Source organism: Embleya hyalina (genome assembly GCF_003967355.1).
Lineage (GTDB): Bacteria > Actinomycetota > Actinomycetes > Streptomycetales > Streptomycetaceae > Embleya > Embleya hyalina.
This window is the reverse complement of record NZ_BIFH01000059.1, coordinates 22,424-39,448: the sequence shown is the minus strand read 5'-3', so window position 1 is coordinate 39,448 and position 17,025 is coordinate 22,424. Positions and strand designations below refer to the sequence as shown.

Below are 17,025 nucleotides of genomic sequence, written 5' to 3'. Positions count from 1 at the left end.
GCGTCGAACCCCTCACTGTGCCGGGCCCGCCCCTCCCAGGTTTCCAGGGACGCCAGCGTCTCGCGTCCGCGTCGTTCGAGCCACGTTCGCAGGCGGTCCTCTCCCAGGTCGAACACGGGTACCTCGCCGACGACTTCGAGGCAGATGCTGTCCTCGATCTCGGGGCCGCTCCGGCGTGTCAACAGCCGCCGGATCAACGCGATGTCCTCGGACTCCGTCCGGCCGCAGGCGGCCGCGTCCGCACGGCGGGATGCGATGGCTCCGTGGCTCCGTGGCTCCGTGGCTCCGTGGCTCTTGCGACTGCGCTCACTCCTGGATCGCGTGGATGATCCGTTGTGCCCAGTCGACGGGCTGCTCGTGACCGAGGCGCCGGGACAGCAGGTCCAAGCGGACGCGACGCTCCGAGGGAGCGAGGGCGAGGGCGCGCGCCAGGACGGTCCCCAGGTTCTCGGGTGAGCGGGGGTCGGTGAGCAGCGCCGCGTCGCCGAACTCGGCGGCCGCGCCCGCGTGGCGGGAGAGCACCAGGATGCCGGGCCGGTCGGATTCGCGGGTGCCGACGGCTGCCTGCGCGGCGACGAACTCCTTGGCCGTCAGGTTCATTCCGTCCTGCAGCGAGGTCACCCAGAACACGTCCGCGGAGAGGTACTCGTCCACCACCTCGGTGGGAGAGAGGGTGCATGGAACGTATTCCACCGGTTGCCAACCGCTTTTCTGCCAGGCGCCGTTCACATCGGCGATGCGCCGCTCGAGAAGCCGGCGGGTGGAGTCGTAGGCGGTGATGCCCGGCTCCGGTGGCGGGCAGACGAGCCGGAACGTCACCCGTTCGCGCAGGTCGGGGCGCTGCCGGAGCAGTCGCGCGATGGCGTCGACCTTGTGGACCGGGGCCTTGGCGTAGTCCAGGCGCTCCACCGACAACACCAGATGCCGCAGGGTTGGTCGGCGGAACGGGATCCGGCCGCAGGCGAGCGCCTCGATGGCGAGCCGGTCGATCCCGAGCGGGTGGACGCCCACGCGTGGGAGCCGGGCCGGGCCGGTCGGGCCGGTCGGGCCGGTCAGGGTCTGCCGGAAGTGTTCGGCGAACGTGTCGGTGTGGAACCCGGCCCAGTCCAGGCAGGCCAGCGAGGCCCGCAGTTCCGAGGCGGCCGGCAGGGCGGCGAAGATCTTCGCGGGCGGGAACGGTGTGTGGTGGAACAGGCCGATGCGCAGGTCGGGTCGGGCGGCGCGAAGCAGGCCGGGCACCAGCCACAGGTTGTAGTCGTGCAGCCAGACGGTTCCCCCGGGCGCGGCCTGCGCGCTGATGTGCTCCGCGAACAGGGTGTTCACGGCACGGTAGTGGGCCCAGCTGTCCCGGTCGTCGACCATCAGGTGCGGTTCGGACATCAGCACCGGCCAGAGGGTCTCCTTGCACGCGTGGTGAAAATAGCCGTTCCATGCGGAGAGGCCGAGCGGGACGAGGGACAGCGGCGGTCCGGGGCGCCGCGTGCCGCCGTCGGGCCGGCATCCGTCTCGGGAGACGTCGGCCGCGACCCAGACTCCCGGCAGGCCGTCGGCGAAGGCACTGTTCAGGGTGGGCAGGATGCCATTGGGGCTGGTCGACCTCTGCCGGCCCCCGTCGATCCGGCACGCGGGTGGGCGGTGGTAGCCCACCACCAGTCGGTGGCGGCGCCCCGACCGGCCGGGGCCGGGCGATACCCAGCCCAGCGCTTCCAGGGCCGCCAGGATGCCGGCCGCGCCCGGGCGGTCCGGACGGTGGACCAGAGGTTCGTCGGAAACCGCTGCCCGTAACGCCGGTTCCGCGTTCGCGACGAGGACGCTGTGCGTACCGAGCCGAAACAGCGACAGATCGTTCAGCGAGTCCCCGGCCACCAGGATCGAATCCGCCGCCCAGTCCGACATCTCGGCCAGCGCCTTGAGCGCGCTCCCCTTGGAAGCCCCCGGCGGCAGGACGTCGAAGTAGCGGCCCGCCGAGTGGATCCAGGTACAGCCGAGCGCTCGAACGGTCTCGGTGATCTCCCCGGTCAGGTCGTCCGGCGCCAGGTGGTAGGAGCAGCGGCCGTCCTGGACCACGTCGTGCTGGTAGACCAGCGCCGGGAAACGGCGTAACGCCGCACGGACGCGGTCTCGGCCGGGCCACCCGGCGCGCAACCGGACGCGGAGGCGTTCGACGGGCGAGAAGTCCGTGCCGTCGATCACGCTGGCGCCCACGTCCGCGATGATCCAGCGCGGCGGCGGCAGGAGAGGGTCCCGCAGCAGGCCGCGGACCGAAGACAGTCCGCGCCCCGTGGCGAAGACCACCGTGAACTCGGGATGGCGGGCGAGTGCGGCCTTCAACCGCAGCCGATCCTCTGCGTCGCCGTCCAGCAGCGTGCCGTCCAGATCCGTGACCAGAATGCGCATCCGGGGGACGCTAACACGAAGCCGAAACGGGGCGGAACCATAATCTCACTCGGCGCAACCGCGGCCGCAGGTGTGCGACGTGTCGGACCCGCGATCCAACCAGTGGGACAGGCGATCGGCACGGAGGGCGGCGGCGGAGCCCGGGGCGGTCGTGGCGGCGGCTCCGCAGGCCACCGCGAAGGCGAGCGAGTCCGCCACGCTCCGCCCTCCGAGCAGCCCGTGGACGAACCCGGCGTTGAAACAGTCGCCCGCTCCCGTGGTGTCCACGACGTCCACCGGGACGGCGGGCACGTCGTGTCTCCGGCCGTCCCACACCGCGGTGGCGCCGTCGCCGCCGCGCTTGACCACGACGGTCGGCACGAGCGCGCTCAACTCGGCCAGGGCGTCGTCCAGGTCGACCGTGCCGGTCAGGCGCAGCGCTTCGGCGAGGTTCGGCACGAAGACGTCGACCAGGGCGAGGGCTCGCCGCACCGCCGCGTCGTCGAGGCCGGCCGCCACGTCCTGGCAGTCCATCACCACCACCGTGCCGAGTCGCCGGGCGACCCGCAGGGCCGCCAACGTCCCGGCGTCCCAGCGAAGTTGCGGAAGCATCAGCACTCGCGGCCGGTGCTCCCGGAGCAAGGCACCGAGGGGCCGAGGATCGATCCGGTCCAGGTAACTGACCATCGCCCGGTCCCCGAACCCGGACAGTGAGACGGTAAGACACCGGACCGGGCGCGGATGGTGACGGAAACCGGTTTCGTCCAGCCCTTCGCTCCGCGCCGCGGACAGCACCTGGGCACTGAACGGGTCCGTGCCGAAGTCGGTGCTCCACAGCACGTCGTGGCCCAGGCGATGGACCGCCATCGCGAGGGTGTAGGCCCCGCCGGGCACCAGCGCGAACCCCTCCGCGAACACCTCGCCCCCCTGACGCACCGGCTCCTGCAACGCATGAAAGACGAGATCCGCGAAATACGCGCCGGCGACGAGCACATCACGCCGCGGCGCCGAGCCGTTGGTCGACATTGCGCGAGCATACGTCCGGGGACACTCCGAGAAACCGAGTCCCACATGTCCGGCCGTCCCTCGGAGTTTCGGTCTGATGGTTCTTGTAGCCGACCCACTCGGCCCTCCCGGGTTTGTGGCTGAAGAGCGCCTGCTCATCAAGTGGGGAGACGATCTCCACCGACGACCACGGCACGCAGGCGATGGCCGGGTCGGGGTTTCCGGCCGAGGCAGGCCCGGAAGCGGATCGCCGGGCCGCGGTGCGACGGCTGAGCCGGTCACGGGTCTGCTTGGGTCCGCGCCGGCGCAGGTCGCCGTGTTCGTCGAACCAGTACTGCTGGGATCCGGACCTGCCGCAGCATCTCGACCTTGGGCAGCCACCGAAGCCGGGCCGGGGTGGTGGGAGCAGGCGCCGCGCCGCTGCCAGGACGTGCGTGGAGTCGGTGCGCCAGCGCCCGCGTCGCCTGACCAGCCCCGCCTCCGCCGGACCAACCCCGCGATCGACGCGGGGCCTACGGCGGAATCGGCCCCGCGCGAGCGGGGATTGCTCCAAGCGCATCGGTATCGACATCGACACCGAGGCGTCGGCCCCGTGCGAGCGGGGATGCTTCGTAGGGACTCGACTGGTATCGAGCCGATTTGTGATCGGCCTCGTAGGCTGGGGTGTTCGGCAGGCGACGACCTCGGCGCGCAGCATGTCGATCCGCAGGTCCCGGTCGCTTTCGCGGAGTTTGATGCCGCCTCGTTGCGTTCCACCCGCCTCCCAGGGCGCGCCGCGGGGCGCGTGTCCCGCCCGAGTGCGCCGGCTGCCGATCACGCGGGCCGCGGTGTCACCCTGAGGCCATGGACCACGACCTCCGCGACCCCGACCGGCCGACCATCACGACCACCATCGACGGCCGCCCCGCCACCCTCCCCGGAACCCTCGCCGACATCCGCGCGGCACTTCCCGAGGACCAACGCGACGCGTTCGACGAGGAGATCAACAATGCGGCGATCCGGGACCTCGCCGCCATCGCCGTCCACTGGGCCATTCCCCCCGAGGAGCATGCCCGCATCGCGGCCGATGCCGACCGCATCCGATCCGGCGATCTCACCGGCGTCGTCGACGTCCACGGCAGGCCGGTGGAGCGGTGAGTGGCTACTACGTGCAGTACTTGGACCGTGCCCGCGGCGAACACGGGGCCCTGCCCGCCGTGACACGACGCGGCTTCGACCGCGCCGTCGCCGACATGGCCCGTGACCCCCACGCCCACGGCGCCGCCATCCGCGGCGACAAGGACCGGCGCTCCGCGTGCCTCGCGGGGGTGATCACCGAGTACGAGATCAGCCGCGACGTCCTGGTGGTGACCATGCTCAAGCTCGTCTCCATCTGAACCACCGGTGACCACCGGCCACCCCACCCGCCGCGTGTCGGGCCGACCAAGCCGTACCCCCACAGAAGTGTCGAGCCGGCCCCGCACGCGAGGAGTACCCCGCCCGCCAGGTTCGCCTCGGCCCAGCAGCGTTCCACGTACGGCCCAGGCTACGTTGCCGACGGGGAGGGGAAACCGAGGCGGCGAAAAGTGTTCCGACTGGTACAGCACCGCAAGCGGGATCAACGCCGGGGAGAGACGGCCGTCCCTGCACCTCCGCGACCGTCCGCCGGTCCTCCGTGCGATCCACCCACGGCAAGCGCACATCCGCTGTCCGGAAGCCGACACCCGCCGCGCCGCCCCCGCGCGGGACACCTCCGGGCCCGCAGTTACCTGCTGGCGTCGAGTCGGTCGACAGCTGCGCTCCGGGGCGGAGGCGGTCGGCGCGACCCGGGCGTGCGAAAGGGGGGTGTGGACGGAGACGAACCGGGCGGTGCGGAGCGTGCGGCGCCGAGCCCGGTGCGTGCAGCTCGCGAGGGGCTCGCCGGGGGCGCGCCGGCGTTCGACGGGTGATCGCGGACCGGGCGTGCTGCTCGCGGGCGATCCGCGCCCGCCTGCGGGCGGCGGGGGTGCGGGTGGTGGTGTGGTCCCCGAACGCGCCGTCGGCGGGCGAATCGTCGCCGTCGGGGTCGTGCGCGGGCGTCCGCCCAAGGCTCGACCGGGAGGCGTATCGCGAACGCAACGTCATGAAGCGGTGTTTCGCCCGCCTGAAGCAGTTCCGGGCGATCGCGACACGCCACGACAAGCTCACCGCCCACTACGGCGCGCGTCGCCCTCGCCTCGCTGATCCTGTGGCTCCGCGAACCACAACCATGCTCCCCACGTGGCGATCGGCGCGAACGGGCACATGCTCTCCCCCTTCCCGTTCAACTCCTCCCCGGACGGCGGCGCGGGGTCGATCCCGACGCGGACCCGGCGCACGGTATACACGACTGCCGTATACCCGTGCCCGACAGGGGAGTGCGGGAGCACGAGCTCATCCGCCCACGGTTGTGCCACACCAGGAAAACAGGCCCGGTCCGAGGCCATTGCCGCGCTTTGATCCCAACGAGTCACGAGCGACACCAAGGAGCGACATGGGAGTCGACACCAACGCGATCCTCGCCTATGGCTACGACATCGGCGGCGGCGAACCCTGGAGGATCCGCGAAGCGACCGGCGCGAACGGCGAGATCGAACTCGACTGGTACGACCCCGACTCCGACGGTTTCATCGAACTCTGCCGGGAGCGCCTCATGGCAGGCGTGGGCATCACCGCTCGCCGGCCTCCGCGCGACGAGACCGGTTTCGAGCGGGAGCGTGCGGCCCGGGAGGCACTCGGCGTCGAGTTCGAGACCTATTGCTCCGACGGCCAACCCATGTATCTGCTCGCCGCCCACGCCATCATCGTGGCCCGCGGCGACATCAAGACCATCGACCTGGACGCGCTCAGGGCCGTCCCGGGGCGCGAAGGCTGGGACGCGAAGCTCGCCGCCGCCGTGGCCGCGCTCGGGATCACGCCCACGCAGGACCGGCCTCGATGGCTCCTGTGCTCGTACTGGGGCTGACGACGGCCCCGGGGGTGCCGACTTCGACGAGGGCCCACATCGCCCAGTGGCGGAGATGACCGGCGGGATCGTTCAACGCCTTCACCCACAACCGAACGCCCCCGCCCCGCGAGAGGGAGGAAATCCGGGGCCCGCACCGCGATTTCCCCGACACGTGGTGACTCGTCCTCCAAAGCGGCGACGAACAGGCACGAACCGGAAGAGTCACCCAGCCCGGCCACAGCCATCGCCGCCTCCAGTGCCGAGACCCGCAGTCCCCCGTCGTCCCAGTCCGCGTACATCATATGCGGCCCGCAGAACCTCGATCGCGGCCGATCGCCGTGGACGCCCGGCGCAGCCGCCCGGGCAACATGTCGGACATGCGTCCGAAGGTACGTACGTCGTCGTGCCCGACGACGTGACGCCCCGATGGGCCGGTCGGATTCGCCCGAACGGATCACCGGCTCCGCCTTGCCTCGATGGCGGTTCGGCGGCAACACGCCGACGGTGTGCCCTTTCGGCGTATGAAACCGACAATCGAACATATGTACGGTCACGATGGCGGCGACGACACCCCGGGGTGGGAGCGCCCGGGTCGTTTCGCCCGCGTCCTCGCCGGGACGAAAGCCGCCTCGAGGCCGCGGGGTCGGGCGGGTGTGGCGCCGCCGGGGTGGCCGCGGCAGGTGCGTCCGCCGGGTGTGCCCGGGTGGGAGCGCACGGCCGTCGCATGGTTGTGGGACCTGTGCCCGCCCGGCTATCGCAGCCACGACGTGCTCCGCAGACACCCGCTGATCCTGACCCGAATGGCCCTGCAACACGTCGGCGCCGCGCTCGCGGCGGCCCGCCACGGATACGGCACCGCCCGATCCGACCTCGCCACCACCGTTCCCGCCACGGTCCTGGAACAGACGCTGCGCCTGTACGCCCTCGAGGGCGCGCGGGCGGCGGCGACCGAGCGGGCGGTGCGCCTGGTCGGGGAGGCGTTGGCCGGGGAGCGGTGGGAACCGCGCCTGTGACACCGCGGTCGACGCGTTGGTCGGGATGCGCCTCGGCACACGCACCCGCGCTCCCCGGCCGCAGGGCGGGCAAGCCCGAAAGTGGAAGCGCGGGGCCGAAGTGCCCGCAGATGCGCGTGCCTTCGGGAAGGCCGGTGTGGTCCGGCCGCGCTCACGAGCATGGATCTGAGCGACGACGAGCGGGCCCTGCTCCGCGAGATCGCGGCGTCGCCGAAGCCCGTGGCGATGTCCGACTTCTTTCACGAACTCTCCCCGCCCCCGGGGCCGTTCCCGTCGGAGGAGGGCGCTCCGAAGCAAGAGGCCTGGACGCAGCGGCAGATCGACTGGTACGGCGTGTCGCTCTCCCTGTGGCGCACGGGTTGCGTGCGTGTGGTGTCCCCGGCAAACGGCGAGCGCCCCGATCTCGTCGAAGCGACCGGGGCGACCGACACCATTTGATTACCGGACCGTCCTGGTGGGCCGCCCGACGGACGGCCCACCAGGACGGTCCGGGGTGTTGATCGGGAACGGGCTCGCCGGATATCCCGTGCGTGTTCGGCGAGCCCGGCCCGCCGTGGGATCGGCGTGGACGCGTGGCGCATTGCCGCGACACCCGTCGTGGTGACCTGGGCGGGTACCGAATGCGTTACCCGTCGAAACGAGCCCGGGTAACGCGGTGACCTGCATGGGTAACGAAAGCGTTACCCACCGGCGAGACCTCGGGTAACGCTTGCCCGGCACTCGTGCGTCACCGGTTGTCGAGCCATTCGTCACTGAACATCCGCTGCAAGGAGCCCACTTCCGCCGCGACGTACACGGCGACGTCCTGCCCGCCGCTGCGGTCCGGTCGGAACCGGTCGGGCGTCTGCCCGAGGAACGCCGCGTTGTCGGTCCAGGCGGGCGGGACGAGGACCTCGCGCAGGGTGTCGACCAGGTCGGGAAAGCGCCCCTCCCGCCGGGCCGGGCCAGATGAGAGGGCAGCCGGCGGTACATCGACGGCGTGTTCGGTACCTACCCCTCGGAGATCACCCGATACCGGAGCTGCCGCAAGGTCACGCCGACATCGAACTCGGGGACGATCTGTCGGACCCGGTCGACCACGACGGGCCGGTGGACACGTTCCATGCGATACATGTACCCATCGCCCGAGCGCGGGCCCGTGCGATGCGCGGTACGAAGCCGCCGTCCGTCTCGGTTGGGGTGACCACCGGACGCGTCGGCGATCACCGCCGGCACGTCCAGCCGGTCGAACTCGACGATGTGCGCGCGCCGTGCGACGCCTGCCCGACCGGTCCTGTCACGTTGCCCGGATTCCCGGCGTCGGGCAGGTGACGTCCGAGCATGGTCCGAAGCACTGCTCACGGTGTCGGCAGGACGGGTGGGGTGAAGGCCTCGCTCCAGTGCAGCATGTCCCCCAGGTGTCGTGGGCGCCGGGCGCCGGTGGGGTCTCGTTGTCGTACGCCTCCCGCAGTTGCTCGATCCAGGCCTCCGTCCGGTCGAGGTGGGTTCCGTCGTCGTCACCGCGGCTGCGCCGGGCTTTCGTCGTCCCCGGTCCAACGGGCGTGGGCCGAGAAGGTGTTCGAGGACGGGATCGGGGTGGGCGGCATGGTCGATGGCGTCGTCGATCGCCTCGGCCGGGACGTGCAGCCGCTCGGCCCACCCCGGGCGGGACATCACCTGTGTGGCGATGCGGGCGCAGCCGGCGGCGACGACCACCGCGACCGTCTCCGCCGACGTGAGCCGCACGGCGCCGACGACCGGCCCGCCGGGCTCGTAAACGGGTCCGGGTAGGGCATCGGCTCGCCGTGGGGCCGGGGAAGTGCGGGACAGGGGTCGACCTCGGCCGGGCCGTACGGGTCCATCGCGGTCAGCGTGTGCTCGATCCCCCGGCCAACGCCTACACCGGCCCACCGGGCCGACCCAACCCACCGAGCCAGGCACCGGCCCTGCTCCCGGCCGCCGCGATCCGCTGCAACGCCTCGCGTGGCTCCGGTGTGGCGATGGTCGACTCGGCGATGGGACCGGAACCAGCCTGCGGCAAGTGATGATTGCCCGCCCGGTGAACGAGCGAACCCGAGACCGGACGTGCGGCACAGGCGCCGCGACCCGCCGGGTGGCCCTTGCCGGATCCGAACCGACAGGTGTGTAATCGAACCCCGGCCGCCCTCCGGACCGACCCGGCGAGGACCCGTCTCGCCCGCCACGGTCCCCGACACAACCCGAACGCGCCGCGGACACGCCCCCGGCAACTCGGGCGGCAATCCGGGCGGCAACTCGGGCGGACACTCTCATCGTCCGGGCATCTCTCCACGTCTCCGCAGGTCACCGCGCCTGTATCCAGGCCGGTGGTGCCCCGGACCGTTTGTAGAGAAGTGTTCTCTCCAATCCCTGCGGCGGCCGCGCGGATTGCAGTCCACACCCTCGTCGCCCCGGCCGGCCGTCATCCCTCACGACCTGTTCCCGGCGGCTGCCCCGGTCCGACCCGCCCCCGGTCCGACCCGCCCCCCGTTCCGGCCTCGCCGCCTCGGGCCCTCCCCCCGGCCCAGTCCCGCCCCGTCCGCCTTGTCGGGGCTCGACGCCCCAAGCTGCCCTGCCCTGCCCTCCCGCGCCGACCGCTCGGCCGCTGCGCCCCGCTGGCCGGCCTTGCCTCGTTGCACGACCGAGAAGAAGGAGTTTTGCGATGTCCGCCGACGAAGTCTCGTCGTCTCGTATCCGAAAACTCGCGGCCCGGTTGACCGACCGGGACCGCCTGATCCTGCGCACCCTGGCCACCCACCGCCTGCTGACCACCCACCAGATCGCGGAGTTGGCGTTCGACAGCCCGGTCACCGCCCGCCACCGCATGCAGCAACTCGAGCAAATGCAGGCCGTGGACCGGTTCCGCCCCAGGGCGGACCGCGGTTCGTATCCTTCCCACTTCGTCCTGTCCCCCGCCGGCGCCGCGGTGGTGGCCGTCGACGCGGAACTGGAGACGAAGCCGGCGATCCGCCGCGCCCGCCGCGACCGCGAACTCGGCCTCAAATCCCCGAGCCGCCTGCGACACCTGCTCGGCGTCAACGGCTTCCACACCGCCCTCCAAGCCCACGCCCGCACCCACCCCGACACCGCCGTCGAACGCTGGCTCAGCGAACGCGAGATGCCCGAACAGGGCCTGTACTCACAGCGCGTACGCCCCGACGCCGTCCTGACCTGGCGCGAAGGACCTTCCCAATCCACCCTCGCCCTCGAATACGACACCGGCACCGAACGCCTGGCCCGCCTCGTCGACAAGACCGACCGCTACGCCGCCCTGCTCTCCCTCGACCCCCGCACCCCGGACGGATGGGAGGCCGACGAACTGTTCGGCCACCAACGCCCCATCGTGGTGTTCGTTTTCACCACCACCCACCGCGCGACCCAGGCCCGCGCCGCACTCGAGCGCACCTCCACCACCGCGCCGATCGCCACCGGCGTGTGGACACCGGGGACCTCCCCGGCCGAAGCCCTGTGGCTGCCGCTGCACACACGACCACCACGTCTGCGCCTGGCGCGACTGGACACGACCGCCCTCCCATCGGGCGCACCGGCACGGCCCGAGTCCGGGTCGGCTCCCGCGCGAGGCCGGGCCGGATCCTCGGCGCCGTCGACGGTGGACACCTGGTTCGAGGACGACGAGATCGGCCTTTGGTAAAGACGCGCGCACTACACCGTTGTGAGCGGACGGCACACACACCTCGTCGGCGCACCGCATCGTGCGAGGGGGTACGCACCGCATCGATGGACCACACCGCACCGCACCTCTTCGCGTCGCACCGCACGTGCGCTCGCGGCGCGCTGTGTGTACCCGAGCGGATTCCGGTCATGCGCTGCGATGTCGATTCGGGCGATCGGGACAACAAGAGTTCCTCCCGGATTGGCGCCCCGGTTCAGGGAGTGGTGGCAGCGCCCGCCGTCGAGGACCATGTCCATCAGTTCGACCACCTCTGTCGGCGTACACGTCGAAGTGCCCAGGCAGGTACATGCGAGCGTGCTCACCGCGTCGCACGCGCTGACGGCTGCGGGACCCGTGTTCCGGGCCGACGAAACCGGGCCCGCTGCCCTACGGCTGCCTCGGGACGATCGGCGCGGGAAGGTCGAGCACGCGGGCGAGGGCGGCTGTGACGGGAGCGCAGTGGTCGGGCAGGTGCTCGGAGGCCCAGGCGGCTGCCAGCGCGAGGAAGTCGGCCAGGTCGCGTTCGGCACCGGCGAGCAGGTGGCGGAGCTCGGTGACGGACATCTCGATCACCGGACTGTCGCTCTGTTCGGTGTCGACGGTGAGCCGGACGGTGTCGCCGAAGAGCTCCGCGACCGGTGACACGGGCGCATGTCCGAATCCGAGCGGACCGCCGCCGTCGACGAACCGGTGCCAGTCGCGCCAGTCCTCCAGCCCATCGCAGCAGCCGGGCAGGAAGGTGACGCCCGTGGAGTCGTCGGTGACCCGCAGGCCGCCGGCGGCGAAGAGACTGTCGAAGGTCAACAGCCCGTGAAGGAACGAGCCGAGTGCGTCGTCCGGACGAGGCGGGCGCTCACCGTCGGGGTCGATGTCATTGCAGCCGACGATGCACATCACGGCCGTCCCGACCTCGACGGGTGAGAGTCCACCACCGAGAGGTAGGAAGTCGAACGGCTCGATCTTGCCGACAGGCCAGAGGTCGAAGCGGTCGGGCGTGCGTGTCTCCAGGACGGGCTGCATCACGATCACCCGGCGAAGTGTTCCGCATCCCACGCCCGTAGCGCCGCCCGTTTTGCCGAGCACTCCCCTCTGGGCCAGAGGAGCCGAGCACCTCGGTTGTACCGTCCTGAGCAGATAGAGGTGTACGCCGACAACCTCGGTCGCCTCGTCCGGGGAGATGGGTTCACGCGGTCCCGGCGACGAACAGCCTGGTCACCCCTTGTCCACGCGGCCGCGACCACCCCGACACCTCTACCCGAATCCCCCGGTGCGGGGAGACGCCTTCCTTCTCGCCCGGCCCGAGATCCCGCCGAGGCATCGACGAAGAACGGCTCGTCTCCTCACCCGTCCCCCAGTGAGGCGGGGGGAGCGGAGCGGGCTGGACGTCCGACGCCCAGGCGAGGTGGGCGCGGTGTTCGAGTTCGTCGGCGCCGGGGATGCCGTCGGTGCGGAGGCGGTGCAGGCGGGCGCGCATGTCCTGGCCGGTGGTGTCGACCTTGAGGGAACGCACGCCGGTGGCGCAGGTGACGAATTCGTTCCAGGTGGCGATCGCGGTGTCGGGGTCGCCGCGGCGTAGGTGGAGTTCGCCGAGGACGGCCAGGACGATCGCGCGGGTGCGCCTGCGGTCGAGGCCGTGGACGTCGAGGGCGTGCCGCAGGTGGGCCTGTGCCTCGTCGAGTTCGCCGAGGCGGGCGAGGACCATTCCGCTCTCGTGGGCCCAGCGGCCGATGCTGTAGTGGCCGGCCCAGGACGTTCCCGAGGTGTGGGCGGGGGCGTGTTCGATGTGGGTCTGGGAGGAGGCCAGGCATCGGGTGACGGTGGCGCGGTCCTGGTCGAGGGCTGCGGCCTGCGCCAGGGTCGCCTCCTACAGCGTGATCGACGAGGTGCTCAAGGGCGCCTTCGCCAACGCGTTCTTCATCAACCCGCTCAGCGACGTATCAGGCAACTTGCCGGCGATCCCGTCGTCCTCGACGACGGCAATACCGGCGCGATCTTCGCCGGCAACGGCGGAGGAATCCTCTACGCCATGGGCCCCGACAACAAGGTGTACCGCTCACACACCGCTGCCTTGAACGGCGGTTGCACGCCCATCGCGACCGACCTGCGCGACTTCCTCGACTGCGTCTTGGCGTTTTTTTCCGTGACGATCCGGACCAACGCAACGCAGGATGAGCGGGCATCCGGCTGTGGGACCCACTCTGTGGGCGGGGCCGGCCGGGAATTCGTAGGCATGCGCACGGGGAGTCGCTGTGACGCCATCCAAGGCTGATCCCGCCGAAGCCGTGTACCGGGCCGCCGTCTCGGACCTATTCCGGGAGTATCCGGAGCACGACTTCCACTGCTGCGCGCCGGTCACGTCGGGCGAGGCTTTCGTCCCGTCGCTGTCGGCCTGGTCGCCCCAGGCCCTGGCCGCTGCGGCGGGTGGCCCCGTGACGAGGCCGAAGTGTTGTGGTGGTCCTACGCGGCCTCGCCGTTCTGCGCCTATGGCGAGCGGTACTTCGCCCCGATCCGGAGCCTGTTCGACGCCCGAGCGCAGGTTTTCGACCTCCCCGACGACGAGGGGATGCCGAGTTCGAACTGCGGTTGCGCGCGATGGTCACGGCGTTGGCCCGCCTCGACGCGGAAGGGCTGGTTCGGGCGTCTGTCCGTCGTCACCGTCGTCGAGGTTCCCGGGGACGAGGCCGACAATGTTGCCCACGTCTGCATGAACCCCTCGGCGGCAGCCGCCGCGTTCGTGGCAAGCTCGCCCGAATCTGCGCTTTGCACCTCCGGCCGCCGCGTGCGTGGCCACCCTTCGGTCCCGGGACGAAGGTTCGGTGGTCGTACGTGGTCGTTGTGAGGAGTCGCTACGGCGACCAGCCCGAGTTACCTACTGAGATCCGGGTGTTATGGGCATGTCGGTACGGGAACGTCTCCGCAGTCCACCACGAACTCGACACCCGTGTCGGAATCGTCGCCGACACCAATACCACGGGCGACGATGCCACACCCCCACGACAATCCCAGCACTGACAAACACACCCACCAGTGCGGTGGGTGCGCCACCTCGGCCGTCCGGACACTGGATCCGGTGCCTTTGCCGTCGACGTTTCCGCGTGAGGGTGGACAGTACTTCGTCCCTGCGGGAACTCCGTTCTTCTGGGCCATCAAGTCCACACATCGGGGGAACCCCCGTAGCCGTCGGCCGGGATGTGTTCTCGTCGTTGCCCCCGGAGGGCTGATGCACGTCGATCCGAGGTTCGTGCCAGAGTTCGTGGATTTGATCCATTGCGAGCGACTCGACGATCTCGACCGGTTTCTGGGGCCGGTCGAACTCTTCGACGAGTTGCCGCTCTACTCCCGATTCCATCAACTGGCATTTCTCGACAGCCTGTCCGTCGGGCAGAAGAACCGCCTGCTGATTCGTGCCGCCGCCGCGCACCTGCCACGAATCGTCGAACACGGCAGGGGCCACGACTTCTTCTGCATGCTCTCCGTCCTGTCATGGGACGAGTGGGAACTCGGTGGTCTCATCGAACCGGCATTTTGGTACACCAAACCCAGCAATCGGCCCGATCCCTCAGACCCGCGCGGGATACTCGACTATCTCCGCTTTCGGCCGCCCACCAGCCGATACGGCCTGTTCGTGGCGGACGCCCTCGACCACGATCCCCGTTATGTCATCCGGGACGACTCGGGAACAGATCCTTTGACGAGGCGGGTCTACGTCATGGTCGGTGAGTGGTAGACACCGAGGATAGTACGGGGCGCCGCCCGATTCGCTTGACCGCGTGCAGGGCATGGCGAACTCCGCGGAGCGGTCGGCAGGCACGTCGGCGAGCACGTGCACCGTCCGAAGTACCGCAGGTCGCCCACCACTCCGGCCGGCACGTGATCGCCGTCGGCGCGCAACAATTCGACGATCTCGGCGGCGAGTTCCGGAAATGCGTGCACCAACATGGGGTACTCGACCGCGGTCATGGCAGAACCGTACGGGAGGTGCATGGTCTCGCTTCGAGACCGGAGCCGATCGCGGGATCCACGGTGCGGTGTGGACGCGGAAGAAGGCCGAAATCGCCGTTCGCCGAACGCTGTTCCCCGTCGGCCCCTGTCGGCTCGGGCCTGCCGGGATGGATGTGCGACGATCACGACGTGGCCATACCTGTCCCTCCACCGTCCGATGCACCGTGCTCGCCCGTGCGTCCCGCGTCGGCGATGTCCGTCCTGGCGGCGCTGCTGGATCGTTCGCTGGATCGGATGGCGGACGCTGCGGCGGATGTCCGCCGGTTCGACCGGGAAGCCATTCGCGAGGCGGCGGATGTGTGGGACAACAATCTGTTTCCACTGTTCTGGGCCGCGAGCACGTCCAACGCCGGTCGACGCGAGCGGCGGGCGACGACCGTACTGGAATGGATGGCCGACTTCGGCGAGCGCCGGCGCGCATGGATGACCGAGCAGGCCGCGATCGCCGGGTACGACCTCGAACCGCTCCTACCACCGGCCGGGCCGCACATGCCGGGCCGGGACTATCGCGGACACGTCATGGCACCGCAATGCCGGCTCACGCGCCACAACGTGGACGAGTTGGTCCCCGACTACGATCTGGCGGCGGCGTCGGTCCGCCACCTGCGGGTGGAGCGTGCCGGTACCCGCCTGACCGCTCATGTCCGACTGGTCGCCGACCGCAGGTTCGCCGTCGACGAGCCCGCGCCGCCCGCCCTGCTGGACGTGTGGCTGGACGACGTCACCGACATCGCCTTCGACCTCGCCGACACCCGGGCAGTGACCCTGCACACCGGACCGCGAGAGGTCGGGATCTCCCTGGGCCCGGGCGGTCGGCTCCGCGCCGCCGGCGGCGAGTATCGCCTGGACGACCGCTCATGGCACCTGTCGACCGGCGGCCGCCGCGCCGACGCCACCACCCCCGCCCGAACCAGCCGATCGAATCCACCTCGGCCGCCGGGCGCAGACCTGGACCCCGACGCACACGCCGCCGCCACACTCTTGCACCACGCCATGCTGGAACTGCGTTCCGTACGATACGCCGCCCACGCGGACGACGTCCCCGTGCCGAAGTTGTGCGAAGCCTTCTCGGGAGCGGGCGAAGCGATCCTGGCCGCCGGGTCGCAACGCGGCGCCCACCGCCGCGAGGCGGCCTTCCGGGACGTGATCCGAGCCTGGGCCGACCAAGGCGACCCGGACATCACCCGCTGGATCGCCACCGTCCTCAAGCAACGCGCGGGCCGCCCGGACATCATCGCCCCCCGCCCTGCACAACGAACAACTCCCGACCTCCACGACGGCCCGCCCATGTCGCGTACGCCGTCGCAGGCGGTTCTCGTCATGGCCGCCTGGACGGCGACACACACCGACTACGGGACAGAGCGTCCGGCCGCCGCCCAGCTCCACCTCGCCCTGCCGCCCCGCAACGACGACACCTCTTCGGCCCCCTGGCGACTGCGCACCGTCGACTGCGCCGATCCGGACACCTTCCGCCTTCGCACCGATGCGTTCCATGGCCCCGGCCGGCTCGTCCGCGTGGGCAAGCCCACCACCGCCCGCGGTCTCGACCTGCACCAGGGCGCCCTGCACGTCACGACCGGAGCCGGCCGGAGCACGTCTGTGATCTGACCCTCTCCCGGCGCCGTCACCGCGCGTTCCCCATTCTTTGACAGCGGGAGGCGATGTCCACCTCGAGGGAAAGACGAACAGGGTCTGGGCCACGCACAGTTCCTCGCCGCGCGCCGCGTCGGCGGCTTCCCCACCCTGGCGGAGTCGCAGCGCAGGCACAGGCCGCAGGGGTGCTCGCCGGGGATCGGACGGCGGTCCGACGCGGCCCGACGGACAGGAGATCCTGGCGTCGACGACGATCGCGGCCAGGCCGATCCCCCGGTCGTAGTACAGGTGCACCCCGGCCCCCGCGCCGTGGTGGACGGGCCACATGTCGGCCCGCGACACCCACCCGGTGCCGTCCCCCTGCGATCCGATGGTCTCCAGGACCCCGTCGAGCGCGGCCGCCGCCCGCTCGTGCGTCATGC

Annotated in this window: 14 protein-coding genes; 10 read left to right on the top strand and 4 right to left on the bottom strand. The window is 70.9% G+C overall.

All coding sequences use genetic code 11. The annotated features are described in order from the left end of the window. Positions 1-306: 306 nt before the first annotated feature. Both EMA17_RS49100 and EMA17_RS49095 read right to left on the bottom strand, forming a co-directional pair. Positions 307-2,397, bottom strand: a complete 2,091-nt coding sequence (locus EMA17_RS49100; RefSeq protein WP_126643711.1) for an HAD-IIB family hydrolase — start codon at positions 2,395-2,397, stop codon at positions 307-309. 45 nt (positions 2,398-2,442) lie between these two features. Further along, positions 2,443-3,402 carry a carbohydrate kinase family protein gene (locus EMA17_RS49095; protein WP_126643710.1) on the bottom strand — a complete coding sequence of 320 codons (960 nt, stop codon included), beginning with the start codon at positions 3,400-3,402 and terminating at the stop codon, positions 2,443-2,445. A gap of 822 nt (positions 3,403-4,224) precedes the next feature. On the opposite strand from EMA17_RS49095, the gene EMA17_RS53095 reads away from it, so the two are divergent. From EMA17_RS53095 to EMA17_RS49065, 6 genes are all read left to right on the top strand, one after another. Beyond that, a complete protein-coding gene (locus tag EMA17_RS53095; protein ID WP_174861542.1) occupies positions 4,225-4,518 on the top strand; it encodes a hypothetical protein in 294 nt (97 codons plus the stop codon). After that, positions 4,515-4,757: a hypothetical protein gene (locus tag EMA17_RS49085; protein ID WP_126643709.1), complete on the top strand. Its 243-nt coding sequence runs from the start codon at positions 4,515-4,517 to the stop codon at positions 4,755-4,757. Before EMA17_RS53095 ends, EMA17_RS49085 begins: the two co-directional genes overlap by 4 nt. A gap of 1,115 nt (positions 4,758-5,872) precedes the next feature. Continuing rightward, on the top strand, positions 5,873-6,343 hold the full coding sequence (locus tag EMA17_RS55035) for a hypothetical protein (RefSeq protein WP_246127408.1): 471 nt from the start codon (positions 5,873-5,875) through the stop codon (positions 6,341-6,343). Positions 6,344-7,020: 677 nt separating this feature from the next. Continuing rightward, complete coding sequence (locus EMA17_RS49075) at positions 7,021-7,338, top strand: hypothetical protein (protein ID WP_218043274.1); 318 nt, start codon at positions 7,021-7,023, stop codon at positions 7,336-7,338. A 159-nt stretch (positions 7,339-7,497) separates the two neighbouring features. Further along, positions 7,498-7,776, top strand: a complete 279-nt coding sequence (locus tag EMA17_RS49070) for a hypothetical protein (protein WP_126643707.1) — start codon at positions 7,498-7,500, stop codon at positions 7,774-7,776. 2,221 nt (positions 7,777-9,997) lie between these two features. Further along, a complete protein-coding gene (locus tag EMA17_RS49065) occupies positions 9,998-10,987 on the top strand; it encodes a replication-relaxation family protein (protein WP_126643706.1) in 990 nt (329 codons plus the stop codon). 408 nt (positions 10,988-11,395) lie between these two features. On the opposite strand, the gene EMA17_RS49060 is transcribed toward EMA17_RS49065, so the two are convergent. Next, positions 11,396-12,028 carry a hypothetical protein gene (locus EMA17_RS49060; RefSeq protein WP_218043275.1) on the bottom strand — a complete coding sequence of 211 codons (633 nt, stop codon included), beginning with the start codon at positions 12,026-12,028 and terminating at the stop codon, positions 11,396-11,398. A gap of 163 nt (positions 12,029-12,191) precedes the next feature. Continuing rightward, a complete protein-coding gene (locus EMA17_RS49055; protein ID WP_503826248.1) occupies positions 12,192-12,812 on the bottom strand; it encodes a tetratricopeptide repeat protein in 621 nt (206 codons plus the stop codon). Between EMA17_RS49055 and EMA17_RS49050 the strand changes: the two genes are divergently transcribed. From EMA17_RS49050 to EMA17_RS52425, 4 genes are all read left to right on the top strand, one after another. After that, complete coding sequence (locus tag EMA17_RS49050; protein ID WP_126643703.1) at positions 12,783-13,277, top strand: hypothetical protein; 495 nt, start codon at positions 12,783-12,785, stop codon at positions 13,275-13,277. The genes EMA17_RS49055 and EMA17_RS49050 overlap by 30 nt on opposite strands. Further along, a complete protein-coding gene (locus EMA17_RS56260; protein WP_126643702.1) occupies positions 13,258-13,716 on the top strand; it encodes a DUF4303 domain-containing protein in 459 nt (152 codons plus the stop codon). Before EMA17_RS49050 ends, EMA17_RS56260 begins: the two co-directional genes overlap by 20 nt. Positions 13,717-14,228: 512 nt before the next feature. Further along, the gene (locus EMA17_RS49040; protein ID WP_160161860.1) at positions 14,229-14,735 is read left to right on the top strand and encodes an Imm15 family immunity protein; all 507 of its coding nucleotides are present in this window, start codon (positions 14,229-14,231) and stop codon (positions 14,733-14,735) included. 449 nt (positions 14,736-15,184) lie between these two features. Further along, positions 15,185-16,618, top strand: a complete 1,434-nt coding sequence (locus tag EMA17_RS52425; RefSeq protein WP_160161859.1) for a hypothetical protein — start codon at positions 15,185-15,187, stop codon at positions 16,616-16,618. Positions 16,619-17,025 lie beyond the last annotated feature (407 nt).

Excerpts from the sequence above, each read along its gene's own strand:
- EMA17_RS49100 (WP_126643711.1), bottom strand. The coding sequence starts at position 2,397 with ATGCGCATTCTGGTCACGGATCTGGACGGCACGCTGCTGGACGGCGAC.
- EMA17_RS49095 (WP_126643710.1), bottom strand. The coding sequence starts at position 3,402 with ATGTCGACCAACGGCTCGGCGCCGCGGCGTGATGTGCTCGTCGCCGGC.
- EMA17_RS53095 (WP_174861542.1), top strand. The coding sequence starts at position 4,225 with ATGGACCACGACCTCCGCGACCCCGACCGGCCGACCATCACGACCACC.
- EMA17_RS55035 (WP_246127408.1), top strand. The coding sequence starts at position 5,873 with ATGGGAGTCGACACCAACGCGATCCTCGCCTATGGCTACGACATCGGC.
- EMA17_RS49070 (WP_126643707.1), top strand. The coding sequence starts at position 7,498 with ATGGATCTGAGCGACGACGAGCGGGCCCTGCTCCGCGAGATCGCGGCG.
- EMA17_RS49065 (WP_126643706.1), top strand. The coding sequence starts at position 9,998 with ATGTCCGCCGACGAAGTCTCGTCGTCTCGTATCCGAAAACTCGCGGCC.
- EMA17_RS49060 (WP_218043275.1), bottom strand. The coding sequence starts at position 12,028 with ATGCAGCCCGTCCTGGAGACACGCACGCCCGACCGCTTCGACCTCTGG.
- EMA17_RS49040 (WP_160161860.1), top strand. The coding sequence starts at position 14,229 with ATGCACGTCGATCCGAGGTTCGTGCCAGAGTTCGTGGATTTGATCCAT.